This window comes from Dyadobacter linearis, from assembly GCF_907165045.1.
In the GTDB taxonomy this organism is placed as follows: Bacteria; Bacteroidota; Bacteroidia; order Cytophagales; family Spirosomataceae; genus Dyadobacter; species Dyadobacter linearis.
Genome location: NZ_CAJRAU010000008.1, coordinates 38501 through 61040, shown reverse-complemented (window position 1 = coordinate 61040; position 22540 = coordinate 38501). Strand labels below are relative to the sequence as shown.

Below are 22540 nucleotides of genomic sequence, written 5' to 3'. Positions count from 1 at the left end.
ATAGTTCATAAATAAGGAATTTATGTCCGCAACGACTATTTGGTCGTCACAAAATGAGATCAGCCAAAACTACTCAGAGCTGATCGGAAGTATGCGACAATCCAACCCGGTTCATCTTAATATGTTTGGAGATCTGGTCGTCATGGATTACAAGAATGTCAAGCGGGTTTTCTCAGATTCTGAGAACTTCAGGAATTTCGACTTTACCGAGCGTTTCCGGATCGTATCGGCCATCGCGAACAACGATCCTGCCCTCCTCGAATTCGGCGAAAGCCTCCGGTACTGGCTTTTGTTTATGAACGGTGACCGGCATGCTGAGCATCGTCGGTTTGTAAACAAAAAGTTTTACGAAGCGGATTATGAAAAAATAACACGCAACGCAATACAAGAAGTCTTGAATATCTATGGTGACAGGCAAGAAGCTGATCTGGTTGAAATTGCAAGAAAATTCAGTTTTTTAATTATCAGCAAGATCATAAATCTGGAAAGCTCTGATTACGATTTTATCCAGAAATTCTCTTATGTGATCACACTGATATTTGAAAAAACGCTTTCAGTGAAAGACCTGCTGGAATGTGCGAATATGTCTAGACAGTTCACCAGCTATCTCTCCCAAACACTTAGTCGCCACGAAAAAGACCTGACCCGCAGCCTTCTCCTGGAAATGAACGAGATAATGGGCACTTCCCGTATCCACGAGCTGATCAGTACATGGGAATTCCTGGTGAATGCGGCTACCGAAACTACTACCCTCTTGCTCACCAGAAGCATTGCCACATTAATCGATAATAAAGACAAGGAAATCAACTGGAATTCGCATATGGAATGTGCGATAGCGGTAGAAGAACTGATCCGTTTTGTCAGTCCCGTCAACTGGATTCCCAGGCAGATTCATCAGGCAATGGAGTTTGAAGGCCTGTCACTGAATAAAGGTAAAACAGTGCTCGTCGGAATTGCCTCAGCCAATCGTGACCCGGCCGTTTTTCAAGACCCTGATACATTTATGCCTACCCGGAAACCAAATCCTCATATTGGCTTTGGTTTCGGTATACACCATTGTGTCGGTGCCCGACTTTCCCGATTTGAAATGCAGAAATTCCTACCGGCGTTTATGTCAGCCTTTCCAAGTATCCGCTTAAACCCTGCAAAGCTCTGTGAATGGGACACCAAAGTATTTTTCCGCGGGTATAGAAGCCTGCCGGTGTTATTAAGATAGGGGCATAATGCTAAAATTTACCGACTTTACTTACTTCCTCTTTCTGCTGCTGGTTGTCCCAGCCTATTACTGGACGCCCAATACCCGCAAATGGATACTGCTGCTTGCGCTTAGTATCCTTTTCAATATTAGCTGGAGTGGCTGGTATGTGCTTGTTTGGATTGTTCTTGTTACGATAGGCTACTTTGCAGGAAAATACCTGGGAAATCCGCTGCATTCAAAACAGCGCCGGAAAACCGTTCTAACCTTTTCGGTAATTGTTTGCCTCTCGCCCCTGCTTTTTTTCAAATACCTTATTCCCGTTAGTAATTCTTACTCCGCAGTTGCCCTTAATTGGCTCGCGCCCATTGGTATTTCTTATTATACTTTCCTGATCATCGGCTATCTCACTGATATTAATAGAAAGTACATCAAACCCGAGCAGCACTGGGGTTACCTGGCGTTGTACCTGGGTTTTTTTCCAACTATGCTGGCAGGCCCGTTGGAACGTGCGCGGCAATTGCTGCCACAACTTCGAAATCCTGTTTCGTATCGCGCAGACGATATCAAAGCTGGCATTTATTTCATTATCTGGGGTTTATTTAAAAAATTAGTACTTGCGTCGAGACTCTCCGGCACTAGTAACCCCGTATTTGACGATCCTGTCAACTATAACGGCCTCTCCGTAACATTGGCGATCCTGCTTTTTTCCGTTCAACTTTATTGCGATTTTTCAGGTTACTGCGACATCGCAATGGGCTCAGCCAGGTTACTAGGGATCAGACTCAGCCGAAACTTTTCAAACCGCTATTATTTTAGTCCGTCGCGCACCGAATCATGGAATTCCTGGAACATTACCGTTACTTCCTGGTTCCGCGACTACGTTTTTTTCAACATCAGTAAAGGCGTTACCAACAAAAAGCGGCTCGAAATCAACCGGCTTGTCACGTTTGTCATTACCGGTTTGTGGCACGGGCCTAGCTGGTCGTTTGTAATTTGGGGCGCGCTGCAATGGGCTTACATTAACTTTGAAATGCGGACGAAGCATTTCTGGCAAAAATTTTATCCCAGATTTGGTTTGCCGATCGGCTCCCAGGTACATTATGTGAGCCGCGTGGTGGTACGGCTGCTCACAGGCACGCTGATCATGGGCTGGTTTCGCGCCGCGGAACTGAGCAACGGGCTGAAACTTTACAGCAGTATGTTCGGCATTTCGTCGGGCGCTACCTCGTTGAGCAAGTCAAGTTTGCTTTTAACAATTGCATTGTTCCTCGTTATGGACCTTTTTAATTACCAAATGGGTGAAAAGGAAGATATTGCTACTTATTTGCAAAAAAAGACACCGGTGCATCGAAGGCTAGCTTTATTGTTGCTGGTGCAACTTGTGCTGCTATTTGGCAACCCCAACGTAGGTAATTTTTATTATATACAATTTTAAAAATGGTCGGTAAACTTTCCGCATGGCTTGTACTGCTTCTTGCCTTTAAAATGGCGGCTGTACTCCTTGTTGAACAGTTTTATACCGATCCGAGGCGTGACGTAAATGCAAGGCACGAACTTTGCCGAGCCTACAAACCCAATGTTGTGTTCATAGGTACCAGCCGCACCCTGTTCGGCATTGATCCCGCCATATTCGATTCATTAAACCAGCAAAAAACACGCAGCTACAACTTTGGCATATTCAGTCTTTCGCCTCAAACTTCCATTCAAATTGCTGAGGACATTGTTTCAAAAAGTGCGGCAGTCCGGACCATTTACATTGAACTGAGCGCATTGGATTACGGTATACATGCATTGGAGCCGCAGGATGTTATTCCTGACGCCATTTTCAGGATGCATGTGATCGCCGATTGTTCCGAAATTGACCTGAGTGATAAGATAAATGCTTTTTTCAAGGGGCTTAATGCGACCCTATTACAAATGCTGTCGATCGCACCCCAGATTACAGTGGCAAAAAAGATTTTTGTTCACAATCCTCATCCTATTCAAGGCGATCCTGAGCTGCGTGATAATGGTCATCAGTCTGTTTCACTAGCACTTTCAGAAACACTGGACCGCACACAGAGCCATAAAATTGCAACCTCAAATTTATTTAGAAAACGCCCCACTGGATCGCCGAACACTTATTTCGTCTCGAAAATCCGGAAGTTGATAACACATGCGCAGCAGCGGGGCGTAAAAGTCATTTTCTTTATTGGTAATAATATCAGTCAAGGTGAGTATCAGATCTTATCGCAGGTAGCGCCATTTCTGCCGGAAGAAAACCTGATCCGGTTACCTGCACAACTGCTGCTTACCGAATTTTTTGAGCCGGAGAATATGTTTGACCGGCACCATTTGAACCAGAAAGGAGCGGCCATTTATACCCGGTTCTTGCAGGAAGAATCATCAAAGCGACCTTGATAATCCATAAAGCCGACCATCATGCTTGTTGTTGCCATTCTGGCCTATTTACTTGTAAATCTGGGAATCGGACTCTGGGCTTCCACCCGCATTTCCTCCACCGAAGACTTTGTATTGGCCGGCAGGAAACTGCCGCTCGTTCTCGCCGCTTCTGCCAGCTTCGCAACGTGGTTTGGCTCCGAAACCATTCTGGGCGCCCCTACTGAATTCGTTGAAAAAGGGCTTTTGGGTGTTATAGAAGACCCTTTCGGTGCGGCGCTTTGCCTGTTGCTGGTAGGTTTGTTCTTTGCGAGAAAGTTCTATAAAATGAACATCATCACGTTCTGTGATTTTTTCAGGATCAGGTACGGGCGTAAAGCAGAGCTGCTTTCTGCGTTGTTGATTATCCCTTCCTATTTCAGCTGGATCGCCGCGCAATTGCTCGCTATGGGTATTGTATTGAAAGTCGTATTGGGCTGGTCGCTGGCGAGTTGCATTATCGGCAGTTCCGTTGTTGTCATCCTTTATACGATCTGGGGCGGTATGTGGTCCGTCTCGATCACCGATTTTATCCAAACGCTGATGATCATCATCGGGCTAATGATTGTAGCAGTGAGTTTGTATCAGGATGTGGGCGGTTTCCAGCCGCTGATCGATAAGGCTCCTCCGGGTTTCTTTCGTTTCTATCCCGACTTCACATTCAAAGGCTCCGTGGAATACTTCGCCGCCTGGATTACGATCGGGCTGGGCTCTATTCCGCAACAGGATGTTTTTCAAAGGATTATGTCGGCCAAATCGGCGAAAGTCTCGGTGCAAGCTTCACTTCTGTCTTCCTTTATGTACCTCACAGTTGCGCTACTACCGCTGTTTATCGGACTTTGCGGGCAATATCTTTATCCCAATACAACAGAAGACGGACAAATGATCATTCCGAATATGATCCTGCGGCACATGGGACTTCCATTGCAGATCCTCTTTTTCGGGGCGCTTGTTTCCGCTATTCTGAGCACCACAAGCAGCGCGATCATGGCCCCGGCTGTGGTACTTGGTGAGAATATTTTCAAATTCTTTAACCCAAAACTAACGGACAAGGAGCTGCTGCGCATTATCCGCATAGGTATCGTGGTGATTACCGCTATTTGCATTACCATGGCGCTCACCCGTGAAAGTATCTTCGAGCTGGTAGCCGAATCTTCCGCTTTCAGTCTAGTTTCGCTCTTTATCCCGCTTGCTGCGGGCGTATATTGGAAGAAAACGAATGAGCTTGGCTGCATTCTGTCCATGATCGCCGGGCTTATTGCCTGGCTGGTTTGCAGCTATTTTGATACTGAATATCCTCCGCTGATATACGGATTACTGGCAAGTATGGCGGGAATGGTGCTGGGTATAATCTTTGCGAGACTATACCCAGACCTGGCAGAAAATTCTGTTAAATAATGAATTTGGCAACGCCGCCGTCTACTTTCAATGCAGAACCGTTGGTAGCCGAGGATAGTGGGCTCGCCACGTAAGTCACCAGATTAGCGACCTCTTCCACGGACGAAAACCGTTGAAGCAGCGAAGTCGGGCGCGCCGTTTTGAAAAAATCTTTCTCAGCTTCTTCCGCAGTCAAATTGTTGCCCGCAGCCAGTTGCTTCACAAACTCAGCGACACCTTCCGATTTCGTCGGGCCGGGCATTACCGTGTTGACAGTTACATCTGTACCTTTTGTCAACTCCGCCAAACCGCGACTTACGCCGAGCTGAGCCGTTTTTGTGGTTCCGTAGTGGATCATTTCTTCCGGGATATTCACCGCAGATTCACTGGAAATAAAAATAATCCGACCCCAGTTCTGTGCGATCATTTTTGGCAAAAAGTAACGCGACAAACGCACGCCGCTCATGACATTTACTTCAAAAAATTTAAACCAATCTTCATCTGTGATTTCCACAAATGGTTTCGGTTCAAAAATCCCTGCGTTATTGATCAGAATATCAACATCCGGCAGCTTCTCGATCAATGCGTTTATTTCATCTACTTTGGAAAAATCCGCTGCAATACCTGAAACTTCGGCACCGGGAACACCCTGCTGCAATTTTTTCACCACTTCATCCACCTTGTCCTGCGACCTCCCGTTGATGATCACCGAAGCGCCTTCTTTGGCAAGATTCTGAGCAATAGCCAAACCAATTCCCTGCGTTGATCCACTGACAAATGCGGTCTTTCCTTTTAGTTGCAAATCCATAATTTTTTATTATTATTCAAATAAAATGTTTACTAAAATCCCTGCGAATGAGCATATAAGCAATGTCCGCAGCCGATTCGATAACAAGTCAAGTCCCGAAAACATCCATCTATGAGAAATCTTTTCCTATGCTTTTTTCTGTTTGTGCCCGGGCTTTGTGCGGCTCAGAGCCCACGTGTGCTGATCGTAACCGCGCATCCTGACGATGAAACGATGTTTCCCGTTACTATTTTCAAAGTTACCCGCGAACTGAAAGGCTCGGCCGATCTTGCATTGATCACAGATGCATCGGGAGGCTATAACGGACTTGTCGCGTCGAGCTTTTATGGGCTCAATCTGATCGATTCTGCTACCGGCAGGAAGCATTTGCCTTTGATCCGCAAAAAAGAAATAATGGCTTCCGGCGAGATTATGGGCATTGGTAACTTCTTCTTTTTCGACCAGCTGGACGATTACTATAACCGCGATGAAAAACCTTATCTCGCAGGTAAAAATTGGGATATTAAATACATTGAGAACCGCCTGGACCAGATCCTGCGCAATGGAAATTACGATTTTATATTCTGTCTGATCCCGCACGAAGGCCAGCACGCGCATCATAAAACGGCTTCGATCAGCGCAATTCGGGCAGTACAGCGTTTCAAAGGCGCCAAAAAACCGATCGTGCTCGGTGGCCAATCCCAGAACAAAGGATCTGCCTTCCAGTTTTCAGGCCTCAGCGGCTATCCCGAAACCGATATCCTCGCGTCAGCGCCCGTTTTCGAATTTGACCGTTCATTTAGTTTTGGGGAAGATAAAAAGCACAGTTACATGATCGTGGCCGATTGGGTCAAGGCTGCACACAAGTCGCAAAGTGGTGATATGAACCAGGCTATGCATCGCGGCGACCTGGAAACATTCTGGTACTTCGCGATCAATGGGGAAGCCGGACTGAGCAAAACGAAAGACTTTTTCGAGCAGATCAATAATTCCGGATTCTCGAAAAAGTAAGTTCCGGCGTTATTTAGGCTGCAATACCATAAACAAGGAGCTGCCGAAAGGTGCTTTTTTCAGCAATACAGCTTCCGTTTTGGTTACAGCGCGGAGCACAGAATTGATCAGGTCACCCGGATATTTCACGTCGGAATCTACCTGGCTCACATCAATCGCATTGCGGCGGATCTGGTAGTTTTGCCACTGCCGCACAGCCAAAATAGGCAGCGACAGTAAAAAAGGCCAGTAGGTATTATATGTTATTTTAAGACCTGCTGTGTTGCTATATCTATTAAAATCCTGCATTGTAAATCTCCGCTGACTTCCCACTGCCAGGTCGTGAATGCCGGAAAATGCTTCAAATGCGTGGATATTGATGATAATAAGCCCGTTTGGATTCAAACGATTTTTGAAGTTTTGCAGCGCATTAATAATCTCGTGATCGTTCAAAAAGTACAATGCATCGTTGCAGCAGATCACATCGAACATTTGGCTCGGGGAATAGGATTCCATGTTTTTCAAATCGCCGAATGTCACATTCAGATCACGTTCATTTGCAAAATCAATCGCATGTTGCGAGTAGTCGAAACCGCTCAGATTCTGGAATCCATTTTTCCGCAAATAAGAAAGCAACCCGCCCGTCCCGCAAGCTGCATCCAGAATAGCCGGATCCTTTTTCTGAGATTTAAAATGCTGATTAATCTGCTTCAAAACCCGCTCGTGCAGAACCTGGTACCACCAAAGCTGCTGCTCCACCTCAAACATGCGCTGGTATTCCAACCTGTTATCAATCATACCGGCTCTTCGCTATTGTATTTGATAACATATTGCGGCTGACCACTTTGCGCCATAAAACTTTTACCGATATATTCTCCCAACACACTCAATAACGTGCATTGTATGCCGCCAATAAAAATGATCGTAGCTGTTACCACCTGCCAGCCTTTTGGATCGGGTCCGATGAGCCACTGAACAGTCAGGAATAGAAGCAGGAAAAAGCCGAGTGTAAACAAACCGAATCCAATAGGCATAAAAAGCCGGATCGGGAGCGACGAATAGCAAAAAAGGATATTGAGAAAAAGTGAGACTAGTTTTTGCCAGGTATAGTTAGAAATACCTTCTTCGCGCTTCAAATGCGCAACCTGCACGGTACCGATATTCTTCGTAATCCTGAAAATCAGCCCGTCGATGTAGGGATAAGGCCCCTGGTATTTGATAATTTCCTGCACCACTTCCTTGCGGATTAGCTTGAAGCTCGACAGATACAGATCTTTGGGTTTATTCAACAAATAGCTGGTCAGCCAGTTTACCAGCCTGCTTCCGAGGTTGCGCCCTATCGAATGCTGTTTTTTGGAATAATAGGTATAAACCACATCGAAACTGCCATTTTCAGCCACTTCAACCAGTTTTAGGATTTCCTCAGGCGGGTTTTGGAAATCATCGTCGATCATCACGCAGTAATCACCGAAGGCCCAGTTTAACCCGCACATAACTGCATTAAATTCACCGTAATTGCGGCGCAGCGAGATAAAACGCACATTATAGTACGTTTTGGATAGCTGCATGCACACGGCTTCGGACCTGTCGCGGCTGCAATCATTGACAAGAATGATCTCAAAAGTGATTTCGGATAAAGTTGCCTGTAATTTTTCAACCAAGAAACGAATCGTCTTCTCGCTGTTGTAAACCGGAATAATGACTGACAACTTCATGCTTAAAGGTCAAATTGATTAATGGTGTCCATGATATAGGTAATCTCTTCTTCGCTGAGCACCGGGTTGAGCGGCAGGCTGATCACCTGCTCGTGAATACGCTCTGTAAGCGGCAGACTAAGATGATTGATGGACTGGTACGCCCGCTGTTTGTGAATCGGCAAAGGATAGTGAACGTTCGTCTGTATACTTTTGCCATCCAAGTATTCGATCAAAGCGGCCCGGCGTGGGTGTCGGACTACAAATAGGTGCCACGAATCCTCGTTTACGCGGTCTGCTGGCGGTAATATCAATTCTGTTAACTTAATCTCCCGCAGGTATCTGTCAGCGATTTCCCGCCTCCGATTATTCTCTTTGTCCAGAAAAGGCAATTTAACATTCAGAATAGCCGCCTGAATTTCATCTAGCCGGCTATTAACTCCCTGATACTCATTCTTATATCGTTGCTGCGAACCGTAATTGCGCAGATATCTTATTTTCGTTGCCAGTTCACTATCGGATGTGGTAACTGCCCCGGCGTCGCCCAAAGCGCCCAGATTTTTGGTAGGATAAAAGCTAAAAGCCGTCGCGTGGGAGATGGAACCGACTTTTTTTCCGTGGTAAGTAGTACCATGCGCCTGAGCTGCGTCGGTAATTATTTTGAGCTTATATTTCTCAGCGAGTGCGATGATCGGATCCATTTCACAACTTCTTCCGTACAGATCCACAGTCACGATCGCTTTGGTCGCGGGCGTTATATGTGCTTCCACCAGCTTCGGATCCAGCAGCATCGTGGCCCAGTCGGGCTCGACGAATACAGGTTTCAAATTGAGGTAGCTCAAAGGAAGCACCGAAGCAATATAAGTATTGGCCGGAACGATCACCTCGTCGCCGGGCTGGAATTCCATTGCTTTCAGGATCAATGTAATCGCATCGAGCCCGTTAGCCACGCCCACACAGTGATCGGCCCCGCAATAGGCAGCAAAATTGTTTTCAAAAGCTTCCAGTTCCCTGCCCAGAATATACCAGCCCGAACGGATTACCCGCAGGGACGCAGCTTCAATCGCATCGAGATAGGGCGCATTAACGCGGTTTAAATCCAGAAAAGGGATCATTGAACAAGCAGCGGCTTCAATGCGTAAGGTTCGTCGATGTAATCGGCTTTATCGTAGTACTCATTTGACAGAACCAGCAGCATCGCATCGGAAGAGAATGTGTCCATTGTGTGCCAGTCTTTCGGTTCCAGGATGAGGCAGGTAGCTGGGTTATCGAGTGTGAAATACTCTTCTGTTTCACCATCATTGGAATAAACGCGGCAGCTTCCGTGAAGACAGATCAATGCATTCCACGTTTTATGGTGCCTGTGTCCACCTCTGGGCGCATCCCCGGTACCATATATATAGAAAACACGCTTGATAGTCCCCGGAATAATCTTTTCAAAAACCGTCAGGTTGCCCGAGTCGGTATTGAATGTATTCAAAGTAATTAATAATGGCATATAAAACCTTCTGTTTGGACTTGCTAAAAAACACCCACACAACAATTACCCGGAACTCATATTTCTTCTGAAAATACAAATAAAAAAATGAGATAAAAAAAGCGTTTAACAAAGGGCCTTCGCTAACTTTTTTATTATCAGTATATTAAAAAATAAACTTTATAAAACGATAATTTAAGCGATCTCCGTAAAGGACATTTTACAACAGAAGCAGTCAGATCTATTGCTACCCAAAAAAATTCCAGCCCGCGAAATGATCTATGTACATGAATATCTTGACCGGTAAAGGTTCCAGCCAAAGTATTCTATTGTAACCCATATAAAATACTTCCAGGTGCGTGACGCAGATTACCGCCGTGAAAAAGAGGATCAGCCGGATCGTTGCGACCGATGTAGTTTGAATAAGTATATGAAGAGAAAGCAAAATAAAGGGAAATCCATAAGCCAGCGCCCGGTCCAGATCGTGCACGTAGATTCCAGTTGCGGTCAATACAATAAACCCGATGAAGAGCGCCAGTACGAGCCAGTATTTTTTTGTAAGCCAAAGGATCAGAAAAGCAGCGAGTATAATCAGCCAGGTTCCCTCAAAAGTGGCCCAGATACTACTTCCAAGCCCATTTCGGTGCGCATCTGCAAATAGTACCGGGGTACCTATTGTGGAATAGCTGTGGTTTGGAAAATATTTATCCTGCACATAAAAACGAATTCCAAAGTATACGATCCAAGCCAGCCACACTACCAGATTTTCTTTTGTAAAAAACCGCCTGAAAATCCCCAAAAAGCTGAAATCGTCTTTTTCGTAAGCTTTTGCAACCATCCACCAAAGCAGCAGATACCCGCCCGCGATCACAGCCCGCTCGTCGGTAAAAAAGGCAGCCTGAAGGGAGAAAAAAATGATTAACGGATTTCTGCTCAACAATGCAGCAAGTAGGAAAAAATAGGCGAATCCGTCGCCGTAACCGTGAATATCAGCGAAAGTCCAGACACTCACGAATGTATTTGCAACAGACAATATGACCAGCGCGGCCACTGCTTTATCCTGGCAAAGTGCATAAACGTAATTACCGATTTGTTTTAAAAACAGTACCCCCAGCGCTGCCTGAGCAAACAATATGATGAGAATATTGCCATTTGTCAGGAATGAGAACAGCGGCAGTGTCCAGCGAAAAATCATATTCTCCCGCCGCACATCATAATCCATGTCTTTCGGGTGAAAGAGGTCCTGCGCCTGGTTATGGATAAAAACCCAGGCATCGAGCTTCACGCCGCCAGGGCGGAAATGGTCGATTAATAGCGTGTAGGGGGGAAATGCGAGGAACAGCGCAATGGCGACAGAAACCAATGTGGCTTTCCATAACCAATTGTCCGCAGCCAACTTAAGCTCAATCCAGGTAAAAAAGGACCGGTAGAAATTTTCTAAGATCATTGGGGGTAAAGTGCATACAGCATCAAAGATACGTCTATTGAAATTTCACTTCCAACTGGCTTCGATCCGGCTTCCCTCTTCACTTTCCGTTATCTTGAGATAAGTCTGTATTTCCTGTTGTAAATCCTCTACGTGGCTGATAATCCCGACAATACGATTTTCTTTTCGCAGCGACTTTAATGTATCAAACACGGTTTGCAGTGCATTTTTATCCAGAGAACCGAAACCTTCGTCAAGGAAAAAGAAATTGTGTTTTGATTCGTTGCGGATGTGAATATGATCAGCGAGCGCGAGGGCGAGTGAAAGTGCCGCCTGAAATTTCTGTCCGCCGGATAGTGTTTTCAGCAACCGCATATGTCCGCCATTCAACAAATCCCTGATCCAGAAACTGTTACCTTCTCCCAGTTCCAAATGCAGCTGCTGGTGCGTCATTTGATGAAAACGGTGATTCGCAGCCTGAATCAGATTATTAAGATAAATGCTGGATGCATAATCGACAAATCCGCTCGAACGGAACAACTTGGCTAGATCATCCAAATGCTCCTTTCTTAGCTTCAAACGCGCTTTTTCCTTTTCCAGAACATTCTTTTTGGCCAGATCTTCCTCCATTTTTTTGACAAGCCTGTCCAATCCGCCTTCTTCTTTTTGCTGCTCGTTCAGTCTCGCACTTAAGTTCTTTTTGGTCAAAATAACTGATTCGTGTTGCACCGGATCATATCGCTGCTCCGGATTTTCCTGTAAAAGGTTATGCAAATCCCGGCTGGTTGATTCTAATGCGAACTTGAAGGTTTCAATCGCTTTCCGCTCTGCATCAATCTGGATCTGGTTTTTCAGTATCGTTTCAACCTGCGATTCTGAATCAAATTCGTATTTCGCGAGCTGTAAGTCAATGCTATTCTGGGTTTCTTTCAGGTCCGTTCGATAACTATCCAATGCAGTCTGCAAAGTCGCCTGACTTCCCAGAAGTAAATTTTTTTCAGTTTCAAGTGTATCGAGTTGTTTTTCAGTTTGTTCAAAAAGCGAGACGATCTCTTTGTAGCTGGACTTCAATGCATTGATTTTCTCAAAGATCTTTGCCTCCGCCTCATTTTTGTAATCTGCCAGGTCAATCCGTTCAAGCTGCTCGGTTAATGTTAAAATTGTGTTTTCAAGCCGGATTATCTCGTCTTTCAGAACTTGGAGCGGCTTTTCTATCTTTTCAGTTTTTTCCTGAATTTCCGTTTCAAGTTGCATTGCCAGCTTTTTAATGGCCAATTCAGCTTCGCGAATTGTTTGCTGACTCTGGGTTACCGTTTCAAAATATTTGTCAAAACCTTCTCTGTCATTCCGGTCGAATCTGGCCCAGACAAACAGCTTTTCGTGCGCTTCTATTTTCGCTTTTGCCGCAGTCCAGCGCTCTTTAATAGCCGCTTTTTGTTTTTCAAGATGATTGATTTCGTCAAATAACCGCTCGATCGGCGACTGTAACGTTCGAACTAATTTATCGTTTGCGTCCAGCTGCGCAATGTTTTTCTCGACCGCATTGATCTCCGGCGAGAGCGATTGATCCGCATGTAAAACCGAGGGATGATGCGCAGAGCCGCAAAGCGGGCAAGGTTCACCGTCTTCAAGTGCGCCCGCGTACTGTTGCAATGCAAGCTGTGTATTGAATTTCAGCAACTTACCTGTCAGATTTTTCCTGGCAATATCATTTTTATTCAAAACCTCCTGAACATAAACCTGGAACTGCGCCAGATTGATTTCCACAGGTGCCCCCAATGCAAATTCGGCCCAAAACTCCTCTAATTGTAATTGCAGTTTCCCCTGTCGCGATTCAATATCCCCTTTCAGATCGTCCGCTTCTTTCTTAACAGCAGTTCTGTTTTCAAGCAAATTCCCCGAAGTGGAATACCAGGATTGTATCAGACTAAGCTCCTGAATATCTGCAAGCTGCGCTTTCCTGGTCTCATTTTCAGCCTCACTTTCGGCCTTTTTCACCTTCAACAATTCGATCGTGCGCTCCTTACTTTTAAGCTGATCTTCCCCACGTAGCAAAGCTTCTTTTCTTTTCTCAGCTGCTGCGGAATTTTCGAGAATACGAATTACTTTTTCGAGTTCTTCGGCTGTATCAAGCAGCTCTTCTTTTTTCTCGTAATGTGGTTTCAGCTCGTTGAATGTACCTTTTTGTTTTTCGACCAGAACAGCCAGTTCTTTACTTCTCAGCTGATTATTCAAAAATTGCTTTTCGTCGCGTTCTGTGTCGGTTACTAACTTTCTTTTCTGGTCAAAAAGCGATTTGAAGTGGAGTGAGCAGATTTCATAAATGCGGAGTATTTCCTCCCGGTGCTGCATTTCCGGCGCTTTAACTTCGAGTTCTGCTTTTTGTTTTTGGAGCAAACCAATCTTTTCCGCCGTAGCTTTTAAGCGCTGAAAAAGGCTTTCCAGCTCGGTTTGAAGTAATAACTCAGCAGTAACTTTCTTAATTTCCTCTCTGACAGTTTCCCGCTTTTTCTGCTCTTCACCGATCATCTCGGGAGTTACCTCGCCCAGGCCAGTCAGCTGCCCATCGACGTTCGATAATGCGAGATCATTTTGTTTGCTTAGTGAGCCTACATTTCTGCTGAGATCGTATTTTTCGAGCTGAAAAAGCTCTTTCATCATCCGCGTCCGTTCCGCGTCGCGGAGCTCTATAAATTCCTGAAAACGTCCCTGCGGAATAATGATCGTCCGCCTGAAATTATCATAGCTCAGCCCTATTATATCCTCAGCCGATTCATTTTCAGGTAATGGTACCCACTTATCATCTTCCCATTTATAGCCTCTTCTTTCAAAGGTTTTTACTTCTTTAAAATTTTTGGTATTCCTCTTCCCTCTGACAGTAAACCTATATTTATCCCCATTTTTCCCCGCAATGCACTCAAAATCAATCAGTAACTCGTCCGATCGCAGGTTCATCATATTATAAGTACGGTCGTCTCCCGACTTATTCAATCGCTCGGTATCGCCGTACAATGCAAATGTGATCGCTTCCAGAATTGAAGATTTCCCACTTCCCACTGCGCCGAAAATCCCAAACAAAGCCGCGTCTGTCAAAGGATCAAAATCAATCTCCTGCTCTGTCTGGTAAGAATACAGGCCTTTAATTTTCAGGTACTTGGGAATCATTGAATTGGCTATTAGCTGTTGGCTGATGGAATATCCCCCAGCAAATCATCCAGGTATTCCCGGTCGTTGCTGAGTCTGGGGACCTTATTTTGCCCGCCCAGTTTTTTCCGTTTTCCCATCCACGAATAGAAGGTACCGGCTGGTACGAAGTGGATGACGGGCGGCAGGAGCGCCATATCTTTGTATCTTTTGGCGTCGTAATCCGAGTTTACTTCACGTAATGCCTCGTCCAGCGCGTGACTGAATTCCTGCTCATTTTCAGGGGCTTTGGTAAATTCGATGATCCATTCATGGCTGCCGCGCGAGCCGTCGCCCATATATACCGGGCCGGCTGTGTAGTTGGCCACGAGACAATCGGTTTTTTGCGCCGCGACTTTGATCGCATGATCCGCATTTTCGACGATCACTTCTTCTCCGAATGCATTGATAAAGTGCTTGGTACGTCCGCTTACTTTTACCCGAAACGGATAAACCGACGTAAATTTCACAGTATCCCCGATCAGATAGCGCCATAATCCTGCATTGGTGGAAATGACCATCGCATAATTCTTGCCTACTTCGACTTCGTGGAGCAGCAATGCTTTCGGGTGTTTTTTACCAACTTCCTCTACGGGAATAAATTCATAGAAAATGCCGTAATCGAGCATCAGCAGCATTTCACCTACTCTGTTTACATCATCCTGGATTGCGAAAAAACCTTCCGAAGCACTGTAAGTTTCAAGATATAAAACCTGGTCCGACGGGAAATATTTGGTCATGAAAAGGTCGCGGTACGGCTCAAATGAAACTGCGCCGTGAACGAATACCTCGAAATCGGGCCACACTTCCAGCATATTTTTCTTACCTGTCAATTCAAGTATCTGATCCAGTAACACGATTGTCCAGGTAGGAACACCGAGAATGCTCGTTACATTTTCCTGCGAGCAAATGGATGCCATTTTTTCAAGCTTACTTTCCCAATGGTCCATCAATGCCACTTCCAGCGGCGGGGTACGCATAAATTCAGCCCAGGAAGGCAGATTTTGCATAATCACTGCCGAAACGTCACCGATCTGTGTGTAATCATCAAATGGATTTGCGTGTAGAGTCCCGCCGATCGACAACCCTTTTCCATCAAAAACTTGCGTGTCGGGCCGGTTATTGATCAATAGCGTCATCATATCTTTTCCACCCTCATAATGACATTCTTCCAATGCTTCGGGGGAAACGGGGAGGTATTTGCTTCTGGCGTTGGTAGTTCCGGAAGATTTGGAAAACCATTCGATCGGCGAAGGCCACATTACATTCGGCTCGCCTTTCAAAACACGCTCAATATACGGGTAAAGGTCTTCGTAGGTAGAAACCGGAACCTGGTCCTGAAACTCTTTCACCGACCTGATCTGACCAAAATTATAGCGACTACCAAATTCGGTGTAGCGGGCCGTTTCGATCAGTTCTGAAAAGATACGCTGCTGAGTCTCCACGGGATATTTCATAAACTGCTCTATCCTTTCAAAGCGGCGCTTTAAAAACCAGACAGTCATATCGTTAACCAGCTTCATTGTATTTACTCAGTTTGAAGTGCCAGATGCAAGACCGTAAAAATAACAATAAAAAATGGTGGGAGAGCAGTTTTTCAACTTGTTTCCCACCATTCTATGACTTAGAAATCTATGATCTTGAGCTAAACTTCCGGTAAATAAAAAGAAGTATTACAGCGCCTAATATTGCGATGAAAAGGCTTCCGATATTGAATCCGTCAACGGTACCGTAACCCAGCATCGATGAGATCCAGCCACCCACCACGGCGCCCGCGATACCAATTAATATAGTGATTATAAAACCGCCCGGATCTTTACCCGGATGGATTGCCTTCGCAATAGCACCGGCGATCAGGCCGACAATGATCCATGTTATGATTCCCATGATACTTAGTTTAGATTAATGAATGTGAATTACAGTTCAATAATCAAAAAGCATGCCGTATCAGATCATTTATCAAAAAACATATTGCTGCCTCCTGCCTTTTTTACAATCGAAGAAGTAATTTCGTGACCTTCCTCTTCCTGCAAAACGCGTGCATTCCGGGCCTGCCTTACCACGCGCTCGCCCGTGATTTTAAACAGGGCTTCGCTCAGCAGCGGATCTTTCGGGCTGCCGTAAGGATAAAGAATGTTACCCTCACTGGCTGGAATATCGGGCACAAATCCGGTATGGTAATCTGATTTTTTATCCTTGTTTAAAGACTTCGAGACAATAGGCTGCAATCCCCATTTAATACCCCTATCCTCGCCTGTTAGCGTAACGGATCCCACATTTTTACCAACTGTTTTAGATCCCACCAGCGTCACGTTCATAAATGGTTTCAGCCCGTTGATCAGCAGTTCGCTTGCAGAAGCCGAACGCGAGGAAACCAGGAAAACGAGGTTATTAAGGTTTGCGCCCAGGTTTTGTGGTTTGGTGATAAAATTATCGTAAAAGTACGAGTCGCCATATTTCTTGCGGTTCGTTTCAGTTACTTCATCATTGTATTCTTTGTAATAAAAAATATCGCTGGAAGTACCTTTCACGATCAGGCTCGCCAGGTTAGTAGCAGAACTGACATAACCGCCCGGATTATACCTCAGATCCACGATCAATGCATTGACGTTGTTCCGCTGGAATGTAGTGAAGATATTATCGAGCTCCTTGTCGTACTGCCCGTTTGAAGCTTTGTAGGGTTGCGGGATAAACTGGTGGTACACGACATAACCGATCTTATTGGCGCCGTAAGTAAATATGGTATCAAAAAACACCGGGTTTTCCTGCAATACAACCGGCGTCAATTCACGCTTTGTCGTGCTTTCTTCCAGTTCACTACCGTTAATTTTCGCAAGTCCGAAAGTCTTTTTATCCTGCGTATTTAATAGCCCGACGTAGTTGCTGTTGATCAGCTTCTGGTCGTTGATCCGATTGAATATATCACCGCGGGCAAAACCTGCTTTATCTGCCGGGGAATCGGGGATCACGTACAAAACAATGCCGACCACGTTAATGGTGCCGCTGGGAAAATTAACGAGCTTATATTCCATGCCCGTCGTTTTCGACTCTCCGGCGAGCGACGCTTCCAGCTCGTCGGCACTTTCCTGGATCCAGGAAAAGCGGTCGCCATCGGGGCGCGCATTCGCATCAAATGGGTATAACAGGGATTTGAAAAAATCGGCGGGGCTTTTGGAATAATCGGGCTTGTCGGTGATCTCATCGTTCCAGTAATACCAATACTTCATATTGGCATAAATCCATTCATTGGTCTCTGTCTCCGACGCTGGATCCACATTTTTTTCGCGGCAGCCGAACATTGTCAAAGCGGCCAGCAGGAGAAGGGGTACGTAATTTAGTTTCATAGTGCTTGATTTGTTTGCAGAAATACCTCCTGAATGATATCGCAGGCCTGATTCATTTGCACTTCGCTGATCACCAGCGGAGGAGCGAACCGGATCTTGTTGCCGTGGGTAGGCTTGCAGAGCAACCCTTTTTCCATCATTTTGTAACAAAGATCCATTGCCGTCGACCCTTCCTCACTGTCGTTGATAACGATCGCATTTAAAAGTCCCTTTCCTCTAACGATTTCAATCAGAGAACATTGCTGCTGCAAATCCAGCATTCTTTTTCTGAAAAGCTGGCCCATTTTCTCCGCGTTTTCTGCGAGGTTTTCCTTTTCCACCACTTCCAAAGCTGCAACCGTCACAGCGCACGCGAGCGGGTTGCCGCCGAACGTGGAACCGTGCTCGCCCGGGGCGATCGTCAGCATGATCTCGTCATCGGCGAATGCGGCTGAAACGGGCATTACGCCTCCGGAAAGCGCTTTTCCTAAAACCAAAATGTCAGGCTTCACGCCTTCCCAGTCGCAAGCCAATCGCTTCCCTGTGCGCCCGATGCCGGTTTGCACTTCATCAGCTATAAAAAGTACATTGTATTTTGTACACAAATCCCTTACTCCTCTTAGATAACCTTCTTTGGGCACCACTACCCCAGCCTCTCCCTGGATCGGCTCGACCATGAAACCAGCCACATTCGGATCATTTTTAAAAATGGTTTCCAATGCATCAAGATCGTCGTAGGGAATGATCTCATAACCCGGCAAAAACGGACCGTAATCGTCTGTGCTCGAAGGATCGGTGGAAGATGAAATAGCGGCTAACGTCCTTCCCCAGAAGTTGCCCGCGGCGTACACCGTTTTGGCTTTTCCAGGCTCAATGCCTTTGACTTTATAAGCCCATTTACGGGTAAGTTTCAATGCAGTTTCGCCGCCTTCCACGCCTGAGTTCATCATTAAAACCTTGTCATAACCGAAGTACTCGCACAGGTACTTTTCACATTCACCCAACTTATCATTATAGAAAGCACGCGAGGTAAGCGTCAGTTTCTGCGCCTGTTCGATCATCGCATTGATAATATGCGGGTGACAATGCCCCTGACTTACAGCACTATAAGCAGACAAAAAATCAAGATATTGCTTTCCTTCCACGTCCCACAAATACACACCCGAGCCTCTTTCCAGCACTACGGGCATTGGTTTGTAATTGTGCGCGCCGTATCGGTATTCGAGCTCCATTGCCTGCTGCGAGCTGTTCATTGTGTCTGTATAGTCCAAGATTTTTTCCATAATAAGCCGTCATTTCTATTTATGTAAAAATAGAGAAAAGCATTGAGGGAATCAGTGGTTTACAGTAAGCGTTATAATCTTATATTTGTAAAAGATCAGAAAACAGAAGATCATGAAAACGCACTATAATTTCAAAAACACACGTAATTCGGGTCGATTATTCAAGCCGATGTGGGAATGGAATAATTTTAAAATCCAATCCCTGCGCCCCGTTCAAGAATTCACAGAGCTCCCCCAATGGCATAAAGACCTTATTTTTGCCAGACACGAGCTTCTCAAAAATACTCATCATTCTCAACTTCTTGATTTCGACACTGCTATGGACGAAATCGAGAAGAATCTATGACATACAGCGTAAAGTTTCTTGATATCGCATTAGATGATATTCAGGATGCAGTTAATTGGTATAATCAACAGACTGCTGGTCTCGGCCGCCGCTTTACTGGTGCGGTCAGATCGAAAGTGAAGCTGATAAGAGAAAATCCTTTTCTGTTTGCAAAACGGTACCAGATAGTCCACACAGCAGTATTGTCGATATTTCCGTTCATGATTCATTTTGAAATCATACTTGAACTTCGCCTGGTTGTTATTACAGGCGTGGTTCACAAGAGCCTTAATCCTGAAATTTGGAAACGGGTTAAATAATTGTTTGCAAACGGCTTGCTTCCGAATTAGCTTTGCAAACATAATCTCAAAGGGGTGCCCTACCTGACGGGCTGAGATCATACCCATAAACCTGATCCGGGTAATGCCGGCGTAGGAAGAGAAAGCTGGAATAATCCATAGCTGTTTCTAATTTTTATTTATTGTTTAAAATCAAGATAGGTGGCCCCTGCCTGTTGTAACTATTTATCTCGCAATGCGAAACGTTACTACCTATCTGCTGGCGCTGATTTTCAGTGCAGCTTTTTGTGCCAATACCTTTGCACAACGCACGATCTCCGGTCGCGTTACCGATGCCGAAGACGGGAAACCACTTCCCGGCGCGACGATCAAAGCTTCCGAAATCCGTGGTACCAATTCTGACCAAAACGGAAATTTTACCTTACGCAATATCTCAGAAAATGTCAGCGAAATTGAGGTTTCCTACATTGGTTATGAAACCGGAAAATTCGCAGTTTCACCGCAGAACAAGCTGGATATCAAGCTTTTCAGAAGTACTTATCAGGCTGACGAAGTGGTGATCAATGCTACCCGCGTAAATGAAAAAAGTGCGATGGCGTTTACCAATGTAAGCGCAGCGGCGATCGACAAGCAGAACCTCGGCCAGGATTTACCAGTACTCCTCAACTTTACACCTTCGCTTGTCAGTACAAGTGATGCTGGCGCGGGAGTAGGTTATACCGGAATCAGGATACGCGGCTCTGATGCCACCCGCATTAATGTGACAGTCAATGGGATACCTTATAACGACGCTGAAAGTCAGGGTGTTTTCTGGGTAAATATGCCGGACTTTGCGTCGTCGGTGAGCAGTATCCAGATCCAGCGCGGCGTGGGTACCTCTACCAACGGTGCCGCTTCTTTTGGCGCGACGGTGAATATCAATACCAATGCATTGCGGAAGGAAGCTTATGCCGAGCTGAACAATGCTTACGGATCTTTCAATACTTTCAAAAATACATTGAAAGTAGGTACCGGGCTGATCAAGGATAAATTCACATTCGACGCCCGACTTTCCCGCGTTTCGTCCGACGGTTTTGTCGATCGTGCGGCTTCTGAGCTGCATTCCTATTATTTGTCAGGTGGATATTTTGGCAAGAAAAGCTTTGTGCGGGTTAATGTATTTTCGGGAAATGAGCGTACTTACCAGTCGTGGAACGGTGTGCCTGAGGCGAAACTGCGCGGCGACCGCGAGGGAATCCTGAGCTACATTGATAGAAATGGATTAGACGAACCAGATGCACAAAACCTGCTCAACTCCGACAACCGCACTTACAATTCGTATACTTATAAAAATGAGGTAGATAATTACCGCCAGGATCACTACCAAATCGTTTCGTCGCACAGTTTGAGCGATAAATGGAATTTCAATCTCAATGCATTTTTGGTGAGAGGTTTGGGTTATTATGAGCAATACCGGAAAGGCGATGATTACGCGAACTACAATCTACCAAATGTAATAATCGGCGCAGATACGCTGGAAAGTACCGATCTGATCCGCAGGCGGTGGCTGGATAATTATTTCTACGGAACTACCTTTTCGCTCGATTACAACAGTTTCAAAAAACTGACAGCGAGCATTGGCGGCGGCTGGAACAAATATGACGGCGATCATTATGGGCAGATTATCTGGGCCAGAAATGCAGGAAACATTGAAAATGAGCATCGGTACTATTATAGTCAGGGAATTAAAAAAGACTTTAATATTTACGGAAAACTGTATTATCAATTCACCGACAAACTCAATGCATTTGCCGATCTGCAGTTCAGAACTGTAAGTCACGCGATCAATGGAACCGACAATGACCAGGTTCAATTGGCGGTTGATCAATCGTATTCTTTTTTCAATCCAAAGGCAGGTATAACCTACCAAATCGCGGACCAGAGTAGCATTTACGCATCTTACAGCATCGGAAACCGCGAGCCAAACCGCGATGATCTGACCAATACAACTGCTGTTTTATTCCCAAAAAATGAAAGTCTGCAAAATGTTGAGGCCGGATTTAAAACGCAGCAGGGAAAATTTGCTTTTGCTGCGAACTACTATTTAATGCATTACAAAAATCAGCTGGTACTCACCGGGCAGATCAATGATGTTGGGAATTCGATCCGTGTGAATGTTCCGAAAAGCTACCGGACGGGAGTCGAACTTGAAGGAGCAGTAGCATTTAACCGCTTTCTGAAATGGAATGTAAATGCCACTTTCAGCCAGAATAAGATCGATAACTTCACTGAATATGTGGTTGATTATGACAATGGAGGGTACCAAACCATAAACCACGGAAAGTCTGACATTTCATTTTCACCAAATGTAATTGCAGGAAGTCAGCTAACATATTCAATTCAAAAGAACCTTGAACTGGCGCTGCTGACCAAGTATGTAGGCAAGCAATATCTGGATAATACCTCCACTGAAACCCGCAAACTCGACGCTTATTTTACGAATGATGTGCGGCTTTCGTGGACGATCAAACCAGCCTGGGCGAATGAGATTTCGTTCAATTTGTTAGTAAACAATATTCTGTCCGAGCAATACGAATCGAATGGATATACGTATGGATACATTGGAGGAGGCGCATTAACGCAAGAAAACTTCTACTTCCCGCAAGCCGTCAGAAACTTTCTGGTAGGGGTCAATTTTAGGTTTTGAGCCGCAGGATAATTGAAAGGTTCCAGGTTCCTAATTTTTACTAATTTGGCAGTCTGACTTTCGAGCTACAAGCT

19 protein-coding genes and 1 riboswitch are annotated in these 22540 nt (G+C 45.3%); of the genes, 8 read left to right on the top strand and 11 right to left on the bottom strand.

Going from position 1 to position 22540, the window contains the following annotated elements; all coding sequences use genetic code 11:
* Positions 1 to 22: 22 nt before the first annotated feature.
* Genes KOD92_RS22805 through KOD92_RS22790 form a run of 4 tightly spaced genes read left to right on the top strand, consistent with a single transcriptional unit; the run spans position 23 to position 5014 of the window.
* Positions 23 to 1216, top strand: coding sequence for a cytochrome P450 (locus KOD92_RS22805; RefSeq protein ID WP_215235926.1), 1194 nt, complete (start codon positions 23 to 25; stop codon positions 1214 to 1216).
* A gap of 7 nt (positions 1217 to 1223) precedes the next feature.
* Positions 1224 to 2633 carry an MBOAT family O-acyltransferase gene (locus tag KOD92_RS22800; protein WP_215235925.1) on the top strand — a complete coding sequence of 470 codons (1410 nt, stop codon included), beginning with the start codon at positions 1224 to 1226 and terminating at the stop codon, positions 2631 to 2633.
* Between the two features lie 2 nt (positions 2634 to 2635).
* Entirely contained in the window at positions 2636 to 3598 is a 963-nt protein-coding gene (locus KOD92_RS22795; RefSeq protein WP_215235924.1) for a hypothetical protein, read from the top strand.
* 21 nt (positions 3599 to 3619) lie between these two features.
* On the top strand, positions 3620 to 5014 hold the full coding sequence (locus tag KOD92_RS22790) for a sodium:solute symporter family protein (protein ID WP_215235923.1): 1395 nt from the start codon (positions 3620 to 3622) through the stop codon (positions 5012 to 5014).
* Here the strand turns inward: KOD92_RS22790 and KOD92_RS22785 are convergent.
* A complete protein-coding gene (locus tag KOD92_RS22785; protein ID WP_215235922.1) occupies positions 5007 to 5801 on the bottom strand; it encodes an SDR family NAD(P)-dependent oxidoreductase in 795 nt (264 codons plus the stop codon). The two genes, KOD92_RS22790 and KOD92_RS22785, sit on opposite strands and share 8 nt — an antisense overlap.
* A gap of 111 nt (positions 5802 to 5912) precedes the next feature.
* Here KOD92_RS22785 and KOD92_RS22780 point away from each other — a divergent pair, with 111 nt between their 5' ends.
* A complete protein-coding gene (locus KOD92_RS22780; protein WP_215235921.1) occupies positions 5913 to 6791 on the top strand; it encodes a PIG-L family deacetylase in 879 nt (292 codons plus the stop codon).
* A 9-nt stretch (positions 6792 to 6800) separates the two neighbouring features.
* On the opposite strand, the gene KOD92_RS22775 is transcribed toward KOD92_RS22780, so the two are convergent.
* From KOD92_RS22775 to rocD, 10 genes are all read right to left on the bottom strand, one after another.
* Positions 6801 to 7568 (bottom strand): class I SAM-dependent methyltransferase, encoded by a 768-nt coding sequence (locus KOD92_RS22775; RefSeq protein ID WP_215235920.1) that lies wholly within the window; start codon positions 7566 to 7568, stop codon positions 6801 to 6803.
* On the bottom strand, positions 7565 to 8485 hold the full coding sequence (locus KOD92_RS22770; RefSeq protein WP_215235919.1) for a glycosyltransferase family 2 protein: 921 nt from the start codon (positions 8483 to 8485) through the stop codon (positions 7565 to 7567). The genes KOD92_RS22775 and KOD92_RS22770 overlap by 4 nt, the downstream gene beginning before the upstream one ends.
* A gap of 2 nt (positions 8486 to 8487) precedes the next feature.
* The gene (locus tag KOD92_RS22765; protein WP_215235918.1) at positions 8488 to 9579 is read right to left on the bottom strand and encodes a DegT/DnrJ/EryC1/StrS family aminotransferase; all 1092 of its coding nucleotides are present in this window, start codon (positions 9577 to 9579) and stop codon (positions 8488 to 8490) included.
* The gene (locus tag KOD92_RS22760) at positions 9576 to 9962 is read right to left on the bottom strand and encodes a sugar 3,4-ketoisomerase (RefSeq protein WP_215235917.1); all 387 of its coding nucleotides are present in this window, start codon (positions 9960 to 9962) and stop codon (positions 9576 to 9578) included. Before KOD92_RS22760 ends, KOD92_RS22765 begins: the two co-directional genes overlap by 4 nt.
* Positions 9963 to 10188: 226 nt before the next feature.
* Positions 10189 to 11388: a hypothetical protein gene (locus KOD92_RS22755; RefSeq protein WP_215235916.1), complete on the bottom strand. Its 1200-nt coding sequence runs from the start codon at positions 11386 to 11388 to the stop codon at positions 10189 to 10191.
* Positions 11389 to 11433: 45 nt separating this feature from the next.
* Positions 11434 to 14532, bottom strand: coding sequence for an SbcC/MukB-like Walker B domain-containing protein (locus KOD92_RS22750; protein WP_215235915.1), 3099 nt, complete (start codon positions 14530 to 14532; stop codon positions 11434 to 11436).
* Between the two features lie 11 nt (positions 14533 to 14543).
* Complete coding sequence (locus tag KOD92_RS22745; RefSeq protein ID WP_215235914.1) at positions 14544 to 16073, bottom strand: GH3 auxin-responsive promoter family protein; 1530 nt, start codon at positions 16071 to 16073, stop codon at positions 14544 to 14546.
* Between the two features lie 109 nt (positions 16074 to 16182).
* On the bottom strand, positions 16183 to 16437 hold the full coding sequence (locus KOD92_RS22740; protein ID WP_215235913.1) for a GlsB/YeaQ/YmgE family stress response membrane protein: 255 nt from the start codon (positions 16435 to 16437) through the stop codon (positions 16183 to 16185).
* 65 nt (positions 16438 to 16502) lie between these two features.
* Complete coding sequence (locus KOD92_RS22735) at positions 16503 to 17894, bottom strand: S41 family peptidase (protein WP_215235912.1); 1392 nt, start codon at positions 17892 to 17894, stop codon at positions 16503 to 16505.
* Positions 17891 to 19156: an ornithine--oxo-acid transaminase gene (gene rocD / locus KOD92_RS22730; protein ID WP_304488621.1), complete on the bottom strand. Its 1266-nt coding sequence runs from the start codon at positions 19154 to 19156 to the stop codon at positions 17891 to 17893. The genes KOD92_RS22735 and rocD overlap by 4 nt, the downstream gene beginning before the upstream one ends.
* Before the next feature lie 112 nt (positions 19157 to 19268).
* On the opposite strand from rocD, the gene KOD92_RS22725 reads away from it, so the two are divergent.
* From KOD92_RS22725 to KOD92_RS22715, 3 genes are all read left to right on the top strand, one after another.
* Complete coding sequence (locus tag KOD92_RS22725; protein ID WP_215235911.1) at positions 19269 to 19502, top strand: hypothetical protein; 234 nt, start codon at positions 19269 to 19271, stop codon at positions 19500 to 19502.
* A complete protein-coding gene (locus tag KOD92_RS22720; RefSeq protein ID WP_215235910.1) occupies positions 19499 to 19801 on the top strand; it encodes a type II toxin-antitoxin system RelE/ParE family toxin in 303 nt (100 codons plus the stop codon). Before KOD92_RS22725 ends, KOD92_RS22720 begins: the two co-directional genes overlap by 4 nt.
* A gap of 40 nt (positions 19802 to 19841) precedes the next feature.
* Positions 19842 to 19936: riboswitch (TPP riboswitch) on the top strand.
* 79 nt (positions 19937 to 20015) lie between these two features.
* On the top strand, positions 20016 to 22466 hold the full coding sequence (locus tag KOD92_RS22715) for a TonB-dependent receptor (RefSeq protein WP_215235909.1): 2451 nt from the start codon (positions 20016 to 20018) through the stop codon (positions 22464 to 22466).
* Positions 22467 to 22540 lie beyond the last annotated feature (74 nt).

Bases quoted from the DNA above. Each gene is read 5' to 3' on its own strand.
- KOD92_RS22780 (WP_215235921.1), top strand. From the start codon at position 5,913: ATGAGAAATCTTTTCCTATGCTTTTTTCTGTTTGTGCCCGGGCTTTGT.
- KOD92_RS22750 (WP_215235915.1), bottom strand. From the start codon at position 14,532: ATGATTCCCAAGTACCTGAAAATTAAAGGCCTGTATTCTTACCAGACA.
- KOD92_RS22720 (WP_215235910.1), top strand. From the start codon at position 19,499: ATGACATACAGCGTAAAGTTTCTTGATATCGCATTAGATGATATTCAG.
- KOD92_RS22770 (WP_215235919.1), bottom strand. From the start codon at position 8,485: ATGAAGTTGTCAGTCATTATTCCGGTTTACAACAGCGAGAAGACGATT.
- KOD92_RS22725 (WP_215235911.1), top strand. From the start codon at position 19,269: ATGAAAACGCACTATAATTTCAAAAACACACGTAATTCGGGTCGATTA.
- KOD92_RS22790 (WP_215235923.1), top strand. From the start codon at position 3,620: ATGCTTGTTGTTGCCATTCTGGCCTATTTACTTGTAAATCTGGGAATC.
- KOD92_RS22715 (WP_215235909.1), top strand. From the start codon at position 20,016: ATGCGAAACGTTACTACCTATCTGCTGGCGCTGATTTTCAGTGCAGCT.
- KOD92_RS22795 (WP_215235924.1), top strand. From the start codon at position 2,636: ATGGTCGGTAAACTTTCCGCATGGCTTGTACTGCTTCTTGCCTTTAAA.
- KOD92_RS22760 (WP_215235917.1), bottom strand. From the start codon at position 9,962: ATGCCATTATTAATTACTTTGAATACATTCAATACCGACTCGGGCAAC.
- rocD (WP_304488621.1), bottom strand. From the start codon at position 19,156: ATGGAAAAAATCTTGGACTATACAGACACAATGAACAGCTCGCAGCAG.
- KOD92_RS22765 (WP_215235918.1), bottom strand. From the start codon at position 9,579: ATGATCCCTTTTCTGGATTTAAACCGCGTTAATGCGCCCTATCTCGAT.
- KOD92_RS22785 (WP_215235922.1), bottom strand. From the start codon at position 5,801: ATGGATTTGCAACTAAAAGGAAAGACCGCATTTGTCAGTGGATCAACG.
- KOD92_RS22740 (WP_215235913.1), bottom strand. From the start codon at position 16,437: ATGGGAATCATAACATGGATCATTGTCGGCCTGATCGCCGGTGCTATT.
- KOD92_RS22735 (WP_215235912.1), bottom strand. From the start codon at position 17,894: ATGAAACTAAATTACGTACCCCTTCTCCTGCTGGCCGCTTTGACAATG.
- KOD92_RS22805 (WP_215235926.1), top strand. From the start codon at position 23: ATGTCCGCAACGACTATTTGGTCGTCACAAAATGAGATCAGCCAAAAC.
- KOD92_RS22745 (WP_215235914.1), bottom strand. From the start codon at position 16,073: ATGAAGCTGGTTAACGATATGACTGTCTGGTTTTTAAAGCGCCGCTTT.
- KOD92_RS22755 (WP_215235916.1), bottom strand. From the start codon at position 11,388: ATGATCTTAGAAAATTTCTACCGGTCCTTTTTTACCTGGATTGAGCTT.
- KOD92_RS22775 (WP_215235920.1), bottom strand. From the start codon at position 7,568: ATGATTGATAACAGGTTGGAATACCAGCGCATGTTTGAGGTGGAGCAG.
- KOD92_RS22800 (WP_215235925.1), top strand. From the start codon at position 1,224: ATGCTAAAATTTACCGACTTTACTTACTTCCTCTTTCTGCTGCTGGTT.